The organism is Candidatus Blochmanniella camponoti (assembly GCF_023585825.1).
GTDB lineage: Bacteria > Pseudomonadota > Gammaproteobacteria > Enterobacterales > Enterobacteriaceae > Blochmanniella > Blochmanniella camponoti.
This window is the reverse complement of sequence record NZ_CP097751.1, coordinates 84,795-98,759: the sequence shown is the minus strand read 5'-3', so window position 1 is coordinate 98,759 and position 13,965 is coordinate 84,795. Positions and strand designations below refer to the sequence as shown.

Here is a 13,965-nt window from a genome sequence, read left to right as displayed (position 1 = left end):
ATATAATCATGCATATAATAATGTATATATATGGATTATTTTTAAGCATTATAATTAGATTTATTTTATTTATGTATTGATGCCTATAGATTTTGTCAAAAATTAATGTTTTTTGAGGTTCTGGGAAACGGAATGACATCTCTAATATTTTTTATTCCTGTTACATATATCATTAATCTTTCAAAACCTAGCCCGAACCCTGAATGAGGCACTGTTCCGTAGCGTCGTAGATCACGATACCACCAATAATTTTCTTGTTTTAAACAGTTTTCTTGTAATCTTTGATCTAATTTTGATAATCTTTCTTCTCGCTGTGAACCTCCAATTATTTCACCAATCCCGGGAACTAAAATATCCATAGATGCTACAGTTTTATTATCATCGTTTAAACGCATGTAGAAGGCTTTGATGTTTTTTGGAGAGTTTTTTATTATTACTGGGGATTTAAAATATTCTTCCGATAGATATTTTTCATGTTCAGAAAATAAATCTGTTCCCCAGTGGATCGGATTATTAAATTTTCTGTTGCATATTTCTAATAATTTTATTGCTTCAGTATATTCTATATGATTGAATTTAATCTCAGAGAAATTTTCCAGGATAGTAATAATATTTTTGTTTATTTTATCAGCTAAGTATTTTATATCATCAGAACGTTTTTCAAGGAGTATTCTGATGATGTTTTTAAGTAAAGATTCTGCTAAAATAATAATATCATCTAAAGTCATAAATGCCGCTTCTGGTTCTATCATCCAAAATTCAGCTAAATGTCGATTAGTATTGGAATATTCTGCTCTAAAAGTTGGACCAAAAGTATATACTCTTGATAGCGCACAAGCATAAGCCTCTGCATTTAATTGACCTGATACTGTTAAAAAAGCTTTTTTACTGAAAAAGTCATAGGCGTCGTGAGTATGATGTAATTTTTTGTTTGGATTATTTAAAATTTGTTGAGTTTCTGAAGTAGATACGCAGAACATTTTACTGCTTCCTTCAGTGTCACATGCGGTAATTATAGGAGTAGGAATCCATATAAATCCTTGTTTATGCAAAAAGTTATGAATAGATTGTGATAACGTGTCTCTGATACGAGCAACAGCACCAATTATATTAGTACGTGGTCTCAGATGTGAAACTTCACGTAGATATTCCATAGTATGTTTTTTAGCAGTTATTGGGTAAGTACTAGGATCTTCTATCCATCCTAATATTTTAATGTTTTTTGCAATTACTTCAATATGTTGTTTTATACCAATGGATTTAACTATTATTCCCACAATTATAACTGAACAACCGCTAGTTAAACGCAATATCTCATTTTTATAGTTATGTAACTTATCACACGCAATTATTTGTAACGAGTTAATACATGAACCATCGTATAGATCTAGGAAAGAAATGTTAGCTTTAGAATCTCGTCGGGTTCGAATCCAACCTTGTATAGTAATTTCAGTATTTTTTGATACATGGCCGCTTAATATATCTACTACTGATACTACATTCATTTTATAGTCTCCTGATTTTTAGACTAATAATATTTTAATTTTTAGTTATATTATAAATGTTAAACATCTTATACTGATAATTGTATTTGAAATAGTATGTAGTATATATAGCTCACAATTTTTTATTTCTTTGAGTACACTCGTGATCAGATATAAATAACTGTTATAACTTAATAAATTATTAATCAGAGATATGTTTATTGTTAAAATAACAACATATATTGTTAGTTGTTGTAATATATGATAGTTACGTCTTTTATATGAAATAAGTTAAATTTTGATGGAGTTAGTTAATATAGTTACATTAATACGTGAAAATATTTTTATATTTTATATCTCTAAATATTTCAGAATACTGTAGAATTTTTAAATAATCCAACTTTTAAATCAGTTGCGGTATAAATTATTTTCCCATCACATAATACTTCACCATCAGCCATGCCCATAATTAGCTTTCTGTTGATGATTCTTCGAAAATGAATAAAATAAGTAACTTTTTTAGACGTAGGTAAAATTTGGCCAGTAAATTTAACCTCTTTTACTCCTAAAGCGCGTCCTTTACCTTTTCCTCCGAGCCAACCGAGGTAAAACCCTACTAATTGCCACATAGCATCCAATCCTAAACATCCCGGCATAACTGGGTCTTTTATAAAATGACAATTAAAAAACCACATATCTGATTGAATATCTAATTCTGCTTCTATAAATCCTTTATTATAATTGCCTCCATTTTTAGTCATTTTTATTACTCGATCCATCATCAGCATGTTAGGAGCGGGCAGTGTAGGTCCGTTTTTTCCAAATAATTCCCCCCTACTGGAAGCTAATAGATCTTCTTTTGTATAGTATTCACGTTTATTAAGCATAGTACATCTCATCTTATGAATATATTTGCTCATTTCGTATAATATAAAATATCAAATTTATTAAATGTGATTATATTCCGTATGTGTATATGTATATGATGAAAAATATTTATTACACTATATATTTAATAATTTTATTAAATGATTAAATTTTTTGATAAAAAGTTTAAGTCATTATGTTTTAATGAAATTTGAAGTTGTATGTTCATTTTCTGAACTATTCTATTATATCTGTTTGAGTCTGAAAATATTATTGTTTATTAAATATATATGAATTTTTTTAAGTGCGCGTAATTATATTTAATATGTATTATTTTAATATAGTAATGGTTATTTTTGATATCAAATATAATTTAATGGTGTGTGATTTTATAAATATATATTTCTTGGAAAATATATCTTTATTAAAGATAATATAATATACATATTATGTTCTATTAAAAAAATAGTTTTATATTAGATAAATGTGAATCTAAATTATGAAAAAAATATGTCAATTGGTATTTATTGTAATTAATATGTGGTAATAAAAATATTTTAAGCATCAATTGATATGTTTCAAGTATGCGCTTCCTATAGGCTATGGAGATAAAAGTTATGTTGTATATAGGTGTGATTGGAAATTAATTACTACGATTAAATTTTTATTTGAATTTGATATCAAATAATAGATATGTTTAAAATTTAAGATATTATTGAATTCAAATGGTTATATTTATAACACAATATAACCATTTGAAAAGTGTTTAATATCATCATATTTTCCATACAAAATATGATATTTTTGATAATTTTTTATATGTACATTAAAAGTTTCTTGGATATGAAGATTAATTTCTTAATCTTGGTGTTTGCAGTTGTAAACGAATAGATTCAGAAAGCTCATCTAAAGTTGTTTGTTCTGGATGTGTTAGTATGTTCTCATACCCTAGTTGTACTTCTGCTAAATAAGTATGCATGGGTTTTCCTTCTTCATCTTCCATAACAACATGATACCAGGGAGATTTTCGTAGGGTGTCATTTTTTGTAATTTCATCTAATGTAGGTTTTTCAAGAGAATATTCTGGATCTATATCTATTATTACTCCTAAATATCCTAATAATTTATGGCGTACTTGTTGTCCTATTCCAAATTTGCTAGCTATCATAAACCCCCCATTAAATATTACCTACTGGAAATAATAGGATAGATATGGGATAAGATAACAAAATCAAGGGTAAATTATTTATTAAGTAGATTTAATAGCCTTCTATTGTAATGTTAAAAGTATTTAATAAAACAATTTATTCTAAATTTAAAAGTGTGCTTATTTTATTATAAACATTTAACGGGTTTAGGAAGGCCGGAAATTTTTGCAATTTTTTGAGCCGCAGATCCTTTTGGAAATAAACGAGCAAGGTATTGACTATTTCCTTTTTCTTTACCGTGTTTAAGCGCTATAGCGTTGATTAATATTCTAATTTTGGGTAGCGAATTAAATTCCATATAGAATTTTCGTACAAAATATATAATTTCCCAATGTATTGTGTTCAGTGTAATGCCTTCTAATTTAGCAATATTAATTGCAATTTCTTCATTCCAATCTTCAAGGTGAATTAAATATCCTTGTGTGTCAACATTAACATTAATTTGATTATATTTCATAGGGTTACTCCTTAATTACTTAATAAATTTATTATGATTCAATAATAATGTATGGAGACTAAAATAGTGTTTAAATTTAGATATAATCAAAATTGTATTAACTATGAGTATGTATATTCATAGTAGTATACTCTATACTTGATATAGATTAACAATAATGTCGTTAAATATGGTCTTTTTTATTTATAGGAATTATTTTTATAATTCAGTATTGATTTTAGTATTAAATTAATAATTTAAATCGTTTAAGTTTTTGCTACGCGTAGAAGTATAATGTATTTATTGTATGTACCAAAAAATGATAAAATAGTTATATTGTTTCAAATCTTATGGAGGAGTGGCCGAGTGGTTTAAGGCGCCGGTCTTGAAAATCGGTAATGCAAAGCATTCTAGAGTTCGAATCTCTACTCCTCCGGAGCTTTAAAGTATAATGATTATTTTTTTCGTACTAATGGAATGTGATAAAAATTAATATTTTTATCATTTTTTAAAAATTGTATAAGCAAATATACTTCTTAAAAACTAGTTATTTTGATAATTAATGTGTGGTTTTTCATTTATACTATTTTAAGAGCATGCATTTAGAAGTGATTATTAAAGTTTTTGTTCTAATATTGCAGTTATTTCATAGATATATATTTATGTAAAAAATTTTAAAGGTTTCTCTAATTTACTGAAAATGTTAGCAGATATTGTAGTGTCTCATTGATTGGGTCGTGTAGGATTTGAACCTACAACCAATTGATTAAGAGTCAACTGCTCTGCCATATTGAGCTAACGACCCAATTATGTTTTAAATATACGATACTATGTTAGTAATTAAATTGAATTTTGATTATTTATTCTTTATATATTAATACGTGATATTAATATGTGTAATTGGTTATTTACTGGGCTAAAGACAGCTCAATTAATTATAGTAACTCATAGATATTGTATCTACAGCAGTAGAGTACTGTGGTCTTCATGTTCTATTATATCACATAATAATAGAGAAAATTGATGATTATGTATTTTATAAATATTTTATGACGTAAGGTTGCAACGATGTAGTTTATTAAATAAATAGATACTATATTTCGATTTTATGTTATAAGAATATTGGTTATAAGGTAAATGGGTAGTGGTTTATCTAATTAAGAATTTTGGTTATATTGATAGTGAATAATATTATTATGTGAGATTCTGTATAAATATAAAGGATGGAATGTGTATTTGTAAATTTGTAGTATTTTCAAGGGTTAACATTCTGATTTTGTTAGATTAATTGTTTTTTGTTATTATGGATTTTATTAATATACCGACATATCTTACTTTATTGCGTGTTATCATGGTGCCGTTTTTTACGGTGATGTTTTATTTACCTGTAAGGTGGGCGCCGATGATATGCACCATTATGTTTTTTGTTGCGGCTGTCACAGATTGGTTTGATGGGTTTTTGGCTCGTCGTTGGAAACAAACTACTAGCTTTGGTAAATTTTTAGATCCAGTAGCAGATAAAGTTATGATAGTTGCAGCACTTGTTTTAATCGCTGAGCATTTTCATGCGTGGTGGGTCACATTACCAGCGTCTATTATAATTATTCGTGAAATGATTATATTAGCATTACGTGAATGGGTAGCTGCGATTGGTAATCGTAACGGCATTGGGGTTTTATGGATTAGCAAAATTAAAACATTTGTACAAATGTTGGCTTTAACTGCATTACTATGGAGCTCTGATGAATGGATAGTAATTATAGGCATTGTTGCGCTATATGCCTCAGTGTTATTGACATTTTGGTCTATGTGCCTTTATTTATATATTGTGCGTTATGACTTGTTTAATTATTGATTTTTATTTATATAGATTATGATTTTAAGGTCAGAATGTAATTGTATTTATTTGAGAAATTGATTAGCATTGACCTATATCTATTATATATAGGTATAGGGTTATTTGTGTAAAATTACATTATATTCAAACATTAAATATGTATATTACACATATAGTAAATGTACACTTATTTAAAGACAAAAATATAATTTGAATTTAATCACTGATGCCAATATGATGAAAATTATGTTGATGTTTGAATCTGTATCGTGTAAGAACTGTATTTTTTTAAATAAAAGGATAGTTTGAGATTACTGTAGATCTACTATTTGCTAAGTTAATCAGTAATAATTTGAATTGTTACTGAAGAATATATGATTAAAATATGATTATGTTGATAGGATTATGTACTTTATTGTATATCTGATTAACATTGTTTGTGAGGCGCGTTGGCAGAGTGGTCATGCATCGGATTGCAAATCCGTATATCTCGGTTCAATTCCGAGACGCGTCTTTTTATTCTGAACAGCCCGGGTGGTGGAATTGGTAGACACAAGGGACTTAAAATCCCTCGGCTTTGACTGTACGAGTTCAAATCTCGTCCCGGGTAGTTTGTTATAATGCTATTGTGGGATAAAAGTTTTTAAATATTAAAAATGGTTTTTATTTAAAAATAAATTGATTTGATAATTTTTAGTATGTGTTTAAAGTGCAATGCCATTATGTTTAATATAGATGGCTATTTATAATAGTTATTTGTTTTCATTGTTGGTAAATTTACGTGTGATGTTTATTGGTATACCAGAACGATCTTTTAATGCTTTGTTAATTATTTCATAATCTACGTTGGAATCGTTTATTAATATAGATCGTATTTGCTGTTTTAAATGTTCTATTATCGATGCTTCTGATTGTTTTTTTTCTTTGTTACAAGACAAAGGATTATGAATTTCTAAATACCGCATACCATTTTTTTCAACAGTACTTTTCACAGGTTCATTTATAAACTGCACTTTAGTACCGACGGGGACAACGTTAAATAAGTATTTAATATCTTCAGGCCGTAATCTTATGCAGCCTCGAGTTATTCTAAGGCCAATTCCAAAATTTTTATTGGTGCCGTGGATTGCGTAATTTTTTTCCAAGTATAAAGCATACAGCCCCATAGGGTTATTAGATCCAGACGGAAATATGGTAGGTAGGGTTTCTCCATGTTTAATATATTCATCACGCATATTTTTGGTAGGGATCCAAATTGGATTTTTTTTTATGTGTTATTGAAGTTATCCAATGTGATGGTGTTGCATTTTTAATGGTCCCGATAGCTATCGGTAACACAATTACAGTATTTTTTTTTTCAGGATAATAGTATAATCGCATTTCAGCATTGTTGATAACAATTCCCGAATGAGGTGTATTTGGTAAAATTAATTGATGTGGAATTATTAATCTTTTTTCTGAACCTGGAAGATATACATCGACGTCGGGATTAGCTTCTAACATGTTGCTCATTCCTACTTGAAATTGTGCAGAAAAATACTCAAGAGAATATGTATTGTTTTTAGGTGTGACAATTTCAATATTTTCTCCTATTAGTCTATTATTGTTATCAGGTAATGTATAAACAGTAGCAGAAGCTAAATACTGATATAAACCAGTAATAAAAAATATTATATTATAAAAATATATTTTTGTATTCATATTTATTTACATTGTTTAAAAAATATATGTTTTGTTATTTTTGTATATGATTAATAGTGTTGTAAAAATTATTTTAAAAATTTTTAGGAACGTTTAATTATAACTTAAAATCAATCAATGTAGTCTCTTATTATATCAAAAATTGTATGAAATTCAGCAGTATATAAAAATTTAATTTTTATTAATTTCAAAAAAAAATGATTCCTTAGTTAAATAGCAACATTGTGAGTATAATATGATTTAAATAATATTTAATTATGAAATGAGATGGATAAATTACGCATATTTTTTCGTATCTGAATTTATATCAATAATAATTTATATAATATGAGTAATTTTATCGGCCTGCAATAAGTTGTTTGATTTTGTTTGTTTTATTAATATAAAGAAGATTCTCCAGGAGGACGGGTTTTAAATCGACGATGTAACCACATATATTGGTCAGGGGCTAGTAAGATTACTTGTTCGATTACTTTATTAATGTGTTTGATCATATCGACATTTGTATCTAAAGGTATTTCATCTTGTTGATTTGGCAAAATTAGTAGTTCATATCCGAGAACATTAGGTAATCTGCGTGCCACAAAAGGAACAATTGCAGGTTTGGCTATTTTTGTGAGTATATAAGTACCGATAGTACTCGCTGCGTTTGACACTGCAAATAAGGGGGCGAATACACTGTTTTTATATCCATAATCATGATCTGGTGCATACCAGACAATTTCACCGTGTTGTAAAGCTTTGATCATACCTTTAATATTAGTACGGTCCAACATGGTTTTATTCGATCTTAATCGTCCCTTAGTTTGTAACCAGTTTAATAATGGATTATTATTAGGACGGTAGACACCAATGCCTGGATTTAGCATACCTAAAATTCGTGCACCTAATTCTAAAGTAAAAAAATGCATCCCAATCAGTAATATGCCTTGATTTTTTTTTCGTCGTGCTTGGGTTATGTTGTCTAGCCCGCTAATTTTAAACCAGCGTTTAATTCTATGTTCTGACCAAAACCAAGCCATGCCAGTTTCAAATATCCCCATACCTATCGATTCACAATTTTTGTTGAACAAATTTTGTTGTTCTTGACTTGGTAAATTAGGAAAACAGAGTTCTAAGTTTCTACGAATAATACGCATGCGATTTATCATAAAATATTTTGTAATACGACCAATTCTAGTACCAAGATAGTGTATGATAGGATAAGGGAGTAATACTAAAATATATAATGTTCCTATACCTAACCAAATTAACCAAAATCGTGGGCGCAAAAAAGAGTAATTAAAAACTGGAAGTTTTCTCATATGTAGTTAACGTCATATAAACGACATAAAAAAATGTATTAGCGTATATTTACAATATTAATTGTTACAATCATATATATTTTCAGGAATCTATTTTCATAAAATTGTACATATAGATATTTAAGTATAGCATACTTAAATATCTATATGTACTTTTTCAGCGAATAAAATTTTTTAAAATTAGGTATATAGGTTCATGCATGTAGGAAATATATTTATGTTAATTAGTCATTTCTTTAGAGATTGTAAATCTTAAAAATTAAAATATAATTGTAAATTTATTTTATTAGAAAATAAAGAACTAGTTTTTATTTTGGATTATATTTTAGACATATGAAAGGTATGTGTATGTAACGAAATTTCGAGAGTTATTTTAGCACTATGTCATATTTATTTAGTAATATTATTGTATTTTTTTAAGGCAATTTTTTCTCGACGTCGTTGTAATCGGTATTTAAAATTGATACGAAAATGACGAGAAGATCGGCGTATACGCCGAATTAGTTGTGTGCGGTTATTGTTGTCTTGTTGAGATATGTTGTTATAATGTTTAGGAGTGACATGTGGATAGTGTATAATAGTATTGGTATTTTTTGGAATATGTAGAGTATTTGATGTCAAAGCAGAGATATGAATATTTGTAGAATTATCAATAGTATTAGAGTTTACTTCAGCAACGGTGGTTTTTTTGTCAAAAACGCAGGAATTTGCTGTATTATATATCCTGTAGGAATTGATATTTATAGGTACTACTGGTTCTTTATTTACTTTCATATGCAAGATGTGCTCAGATTGGTGATGTTTTCGCCATATCCAATATTCTGAATGATGTGCCTTATTTAAGTGCTGATGTTTGACGTTGTGCGTATATCTTTTTTTATATCTCCGTATAGCTGGTTTTTTCGTTATTTTTTCAATAGACTGTGTTGGATTAGTGTAGCAGGGAGTAGGTACAGATTTGTAAATATTGTCATTAAATTTCGATAGAGACTTAGTATTGTTACTATTATCTTTATTAAAAAAATCTGTTATTTTTTTATGATTATTTAAATCAGTTTTGTTTTTTGTATTATGGGTATAATTTTTTTTATTATTATTACTACTACTGTATTTAGAATAAAAATTCGGATATGGCTTTAAATAATGATTTGTGTTTTGAGATGGTCTGTGTTGATATATAATTTTAGTATATATCCAATTAATGTTTTTGGTGATTATTTTTGATAATATTTGTTTTAAATTATTATAACTTGTAATACATAAACTGAGTATTTTATGGCAACAATTTTTGATTTTATCAAACCATGATATTTCTCTTTTTGATTTAAATTGCAATTTGAAATTTGCATAATAAAAAATTTTGTTATAAATAGGTACTAAATTTGATGCGGTGCTTGTTTTTGGCTGTAGTTTTTCTGTAGTATAAGTGTAATTTGAAGAAATTATTTCTCCTGATGATTGGGTTGTTTCATAGTCTTGATTTGTTGCTAACAAATAGCTTGGTTTATTGTATGTTTCTCCTTTACGTATACGTCGTACTTCGTAATTTGGAGTTTTCATTTGTTCGTAAGGTACTATGATGGCACGAACTCCTTTTTGTCGTTGTTCTATATCGCTAATGGCTTTTCGTTTTTCATTGAGTAAATATGAGGCGATAGCTACAGGAACGATAGCATGTACTTCATAAGTATTATCTTTTAGCGCTTCTTCTTCAATTAAACGTAAAATTGATAGAGAAAGAGATTCATTGTCACGAATGCTGCCTGTTCCGCTGCAACGTGGGCAAATATGATGACTTAATTCTCCAAGCGACGTACTTAATCTTTGTCTAGATAGTTCTAATAGACCAAATTTAGAAATATGTCCTATCTGAATGCGGGCACGATCCTGATGCACCGCTATTTTTAAGCTATTTTCAATTTCTCGTTGATGTCGAATTGGAGTCATGTCTATGAAATCTATAACAATTAATCCGCCTACATCACGAAGACGTAACTGACGTGCTATTTCATCAGTTGCTTCTAAATTGGTATGAAAAGCTGTATCTTCAATGTCTGCTCCTTTAGTGGAGCGTGCAGAATTAATATCGATTGCTGTTAGAGCTTCGGTAGTGTCTATAATAATGGAGCCTCCAGATGGCAATCTTACTTCTCGTTGAAACGCTGATTCTATTTGAGATTCTATCTGGTAGTGACTAAATAAAGGAATATCGCCATTATAAAATTTTATTTTTTTAGTGAAATCTGGGCGACCTAAAGAAGTTATATGTTCTTTAGCTAAATTCATAATTTTGGGATTATCAATTAAAATTTCTCCTATATCTGGGCGTAAATAATCTCGAAATGCACGTACAATAACATTACTATCCTGATGAATTAAAAAAGGAGCCAAGTGCTTTGCTGCAGTATTTTTGATGGTTTTCCAATGTTGCAAGCGAGAAGTTAAATCCCATTCTAATGCCTCGATAGATTTTCCCAACCCAGCGGTACGAATAATTAAACTCATTCCTTCAGGTAATTCTAAAGTAGATAGAATTTCTTTTAATCCGATACGATCGTTTCCCTCAATTCGTCTTGAGATTCCACCGGATTTGGGATTATTTGGCATGAGTACTAAATAGCTACCTGCTAAACTGATAAAAGTAGTTAATGCAGCACCTTTATTTCCTCTTTCTTCTTTATCTATTTGTACAATTAGTTCTTGTCCTTCACATAAAATTTCTTTAATATTGAACTTATTATAGGAAGATGACGAAGAAAGAAAATATTCGTGTGAGATTTCTTTTATAGGAAGAAATCCATGTCGTTCGACTCCATAATCTACAAATACTGCTTCTAAACTAGGTTCAATTCGGATAATTTTTCCTTTATAAATATTTGATTTTTTTTGTTCATGACCTACTGTTTCAATATCTAGATCATATAATCGTTGCCCATCTACTAATGCTACTCGTAATTCTTCTTGTTGAGTAGCGTTAATTAACATTCTTTTCATTATAATTTTTGCTCAATGTTGATATATTGAAATGTAGATATTTTGATTTAAATATCTAATTATTTTCAGTATTTTTATAGTTTGATGTTTAATAGATTTGTATTTACATACTTAAATGTATAATTATTTTTTGTCTAGAAGGTTCCTGGAATTGTTAATAACCATATATCTATGCAAATCATAATATTAGTTATCGATAGACTATTGTATTGTACATAACATCATTACGAATAATATTTATTATTGTTGTTATTTTTTAAGAATACATCAGCTATAAGTAATCTTACTATAATCAAATGAACTAATAATTGTACTTGGTATTAGATGAAAAAATAACACTATAAAAATTATATACGTGTGAAATTAAGTTTTTTAATTTAAAATTATTAATTGCGAATATTAAATATATCAATATTTACAGTATTTATCATGCAAACTTATATTAGTTTTCTAAAATTATGATTTTTTTATTATCTTTATTATTATATTAAAACAATTATGTAATTGCCATGGTTTATTATGAAAGAACATGATATTCATATACATTCTATTAGAATTTCTTCAAGTTCTTCTGGTCAAAGAATTGATAATTTTTTGTATACTTATTTAAAAGTAGCACCTAAATCTATGATTTATAGAATTATACGAACTGGTGCAATACGTGTTAACAAAAAAAGAATTAAATTTCAGTATAAGTTGCAAATAGGAGATTTATTAAGAATTCCTCCAATAAGAGGAATAAAAATCAATAGATTTAATACGAAATATATGGAAGAAGTTGCATTTTTACAGAATATCATAATTTATGAAGATGATTATTTATTAGCACTGAACAAGCCTACTGGCATTGCTGCACATGGAGGAAGTGGTCTTAAATTTGGTGTTATTGAAGGATTACGAGCATTGCGTCCTAAAGCACAGTTTTTAGAGTTAGTTCATCGTTTAGATAGAGAAACTTCTGGTGTGTTATTAGTGGCTAAAAAACGTACTGCTTTAGTATATTTACATGAACAGTTACGTTTACAAAATATGAAAAAGGAATATTTAGCTTTAGTACATGGAAAATGGGATGTAAATCTACAAATAGTATCCGCGCCATTGTTTAAAAAAAACACTTTACTTAACAGTAGCAGAGTTGTTTACATAGACTCGGAAAAGGGAAAATTTTCTACAACTCATTTTCAAATTAAAGAATATTTTGATAGCGTAGCGACTTTTCTGGCAATTAAACCTATTACTGGACGCACACATCAGATTAGAGTACATACTCAATACGCGAGTCATCCTATTGTAGGGGATAACCGGTATGGTAATTATCAATCTAATACTCTATTTAAACGATTTGGATTTAATCGATTATTCTTACATGCTTCTATATTGCGTTTTATCCATCCAAACACAAAAAAAAATTTCCATATATATGCGCCATTAGGTCAATCATTTCACAATTGCTTATTTTTTTTAAGAAATTTATCTATAAAAAAATTGTGATTGTTTATTGGAAAATATTAGTAGAAATATAGATTATTTAAAATAATTAAAATTTATTATTGTTAATTTCTATTAGAAGGATGATATGCGTAATTTTATTTTAAAATAATTGTGCCTATTTATTTTTTTAATAAAAAATATACGTAAATTACACATTGATTTAATTACTTATTTTTAATATAAAAAATATTATGAAACAATGAGTTTTTTGAAGTAACCGTATAATTTAATTATTCTGCGCAGTTAATGTTAGTTACAAATATTTAGAAAATTTATCTTAAAGAATAAAAAATTAATCAATTTTTTGATAAGTTGTAGAGTATATGTATATTTTAGTAATGTTAATTATAAGTAAGAATGTAATATTTAGGATGAGCTATATAATATCATGAGTTAAGGATTGTATATATTTAAGTGAGTTGAATTTTGTTGAAATATATCATGAAATTTTATTAGTTGGATCAATGTGTTAGTGATCGATGTTAAAAGATCTATTTTTAATGTGTCTTAAATGATATTTCTTATTTTAAGAAGCAGTAGGTTCATAAAATGAAACTGTAAAAATACAGCATTATAATGTATATAATATATTTTATATCAACTGCATTTTTATGCAGTTTAAAATATATAATTATGTGTGTAA

At 27.7% G+C, this 13,965-nt stretch carries 8 protein-coding genes, 4 tRNA genes and 1 pseudogene; 5 read left to right on the top strand and 8 right to left on the bottom strand.

What is annotated here, in order from left to right:
* Positions 1–95 precede the first annotated feature (95 nt).
* From asnS to M9394_RS00425, 4 genes are all read right to left on the bottom strand, one after another.
* Positions 96–1,505, bottom strand: a complete 1,410-nt coding sequence (gene asnS / locus M9394_RS00440; protein WP_250248011.1) for an asparagine--tRNA ligase — start codon at positions 1,503–1,505, stop codon at positions 96–98.
* Between the two features lie 347 nt (positions 1,506–1,852).
* The gene (gene fabA, locus M9394_RS00435) at positions 1,853–2,371 is read right to left on the bottom strand and encodes a bifunctional 3-hydroxydecanoyl-ACP dehydratase/trans-2-decenoyl-ACP isomerase (RefSeq protein WP_250247383.1); all 519 of its coding nucleotides are present in this window, start codon (positions 2,369–2,371) and stop codon (positions 1,853–1,855) included.
* 830 nt (positions 2,372–3,201) lie between these two features.
* Positions 3,202–3,519 carry a heat shock protein HspQ gene (gene hspQ / locus M9394_RS00430; RefSeq protein WP_011282960.1) on the bottom strand — a complete coding sequence of 106 codons (318 nt, stop codon included), beginning with the start codon at positions 3,517–3,519 and terminating at the stop codon, positions 3,202–3,204.
* Between the two features lie 167 nt (positions 3,520–3,686).
* Positions 3,687–4,016, bottom strand: coding sequence for a TusE/DsrC/DsvC family sulfur relay protein (locus tag M9394_RS00425; protein WP_250247386.1), 330 nt, complete (start codon positions 4,014–4,016; stop codon positions 3,687–3,689).
* Between the two features lie 331 nt (positions 4,017–4,347).
* Here M9394_RS00425 and M9394_RS00420 point away from each other — a divergent pair.
* Positions 4,348–4,431, top strand: a tRNA-Ser gene (locus M9394_RS00420).
* A gap of 295 nt (positions 4,432–4,726) precedes the next feature.
* Here M9394_RS00420 and M9394_RS00415 read toward each other — a convergent pair.
* A tRNA-Lys gene (locus tag M9394_RS00415) sits at positions 4,727–4,800 on the bottom strand.
* Between the two features lie 498 nt (positions 4,801–5,298).
* Here M9394_RS00415 and pgsA point away from each other — a divergent pair.
* From pgsA to M9394_RS00400, 3 genes are all read left to right on the top strand, one after another.
* Entirely contained in the window at positions 5,299–5,850 is a 552-nt protein-coding gene (pgsA, locus tag M9394_RS00410; RefSeq protein WP_250247388.1) for a CDP-diacylglycerol--glycerol-3-phosphate 3-phosphatidyltransferase, read from the top strand.
* Positions 5,851–6,275: 425 nt separating this feature from the next.
* A tRNA-Cys gene (locus M9394_RS00405) sits at positions 6,276–6,346 on the top strand.
* A 14-nt stretch (positions 6,347–6,360) separates the two neighbouring features.
* A tRNA-Leu gene (locus tag M9394_RS00400) sits at positions 6,361–6,442 on the top strand.
* Between the two features lie 142 nt (positions 6,443–6,584).
* Here the strand turns inward: M9394_RS00400 and M9394_RS03350 are convergent.
* The 3 genes and pseudogenes from M9394_RS03350 to rne all read right to left on the bottom strand — a co-directional run bounded on the left by M9394_RS03350 (position 6,585) and on the right by rne (position 11,831).
* Positions 6,585–7,533, bottom strand: a pseudogene (locus M9394_RS03350) (L,D-transpeptidase family protein).
* Positions 7,534–7,910: 377 nt separating this feature from the next.
* Positions 7,911–8,837 (bottom strand): LpxL/LpxP family Kdo(2)-lipid IV(A) lauroyl/palmitoleoyl acyltransferase, encoded by a 927-nt coding sequence (gene lpxL, locus M9394_RS00385; protein ID WP_250247395.1) that lies wholly within the window; start codon positions 8,835–8,837, stop codon positions 7,911–7,913.
* Positions 8,838–9,227: 390 nt separating this feature from the next.
* A complete protein-coding gene (gene rne, locus M9394_RS00380) occupies positions 9,228–11,831 on the bottom strand; it encodes a ribonuclease E (RefSeq protein ID WP_250250059.1) in 2,604 nt (867 codons plus the stop codon).
* A gap of 519 nt (positions 11,832–12,350) precedes the next feature.
* On the opposite strand from rne, the gene rluC reads away from it, so the two are divergent.
* Entirely contained in the window at positions 12,351–13,322 is a 972-nt protein-coding gene (gene rluC, locus M9394_RS00375; protein ID WP_250250057.1) for a 23S rRNA pseudouridine(955/2504/2580) synthase RluC, read from the top strand.
* The last annotated feature ends 643 nt before the right edge of the window (positions 13,323–13,965 follow it).

Bases quoted from the DNA above. Each gene is read 5' to 3' on its own strand.
- asnS (WP_250248011.1), bottom strand. From the start codon at position 1,505: ATGAATGTAGTATCAGTAGTAGATATATTAAGCGGCCATGTATCAAAA.
- fabA (WP_250247383.1), bottom strand. From the start codon at position 2,371: ATGCTTAATAAACGTGAATACTATACAAAAGAAGATCTATTAGCTTCC.
- hspQ (WP_011282960.1), bottom strand. From the start codon at position 3,519: ATGATAGCTAGCAAATTTGGAATAGGACAACAAGTACGCCATAAATTA.
- M9394_RS00425 (WP_250247386.1), bottom strand. From the start codon at position 4,016: ATGAAATATAATCAAATTAATGTTAATGTTGACACACAAGGATATTTA.
- pgsA (WP_250247388.1), top strand. From the start codon at position 5,299: ATGGATTTTATTAATATACCGACATATCTTACTTTATTGCGTGTTATC.
- lpxL (WP_250247395.1), bottom strand. From the start codon at position 8,837: ATGAGAAAACTTCCAGTTTTTAATTACTCTTTTTTGCGCCCACGATTT.
- rne (WP_250250059.1), bottom strand. From the start codon at position 11,831: ATGAAAAGAATGTTAATTAACGCTACTCAACAAGAAGAATTACGAGTA.
- rluC (WP_250250057.1), top strand. From the start codon at position 12,351: ATGAAAGAACATGATATTCATATACATTCTATTAGAATTTCTTCAAGT.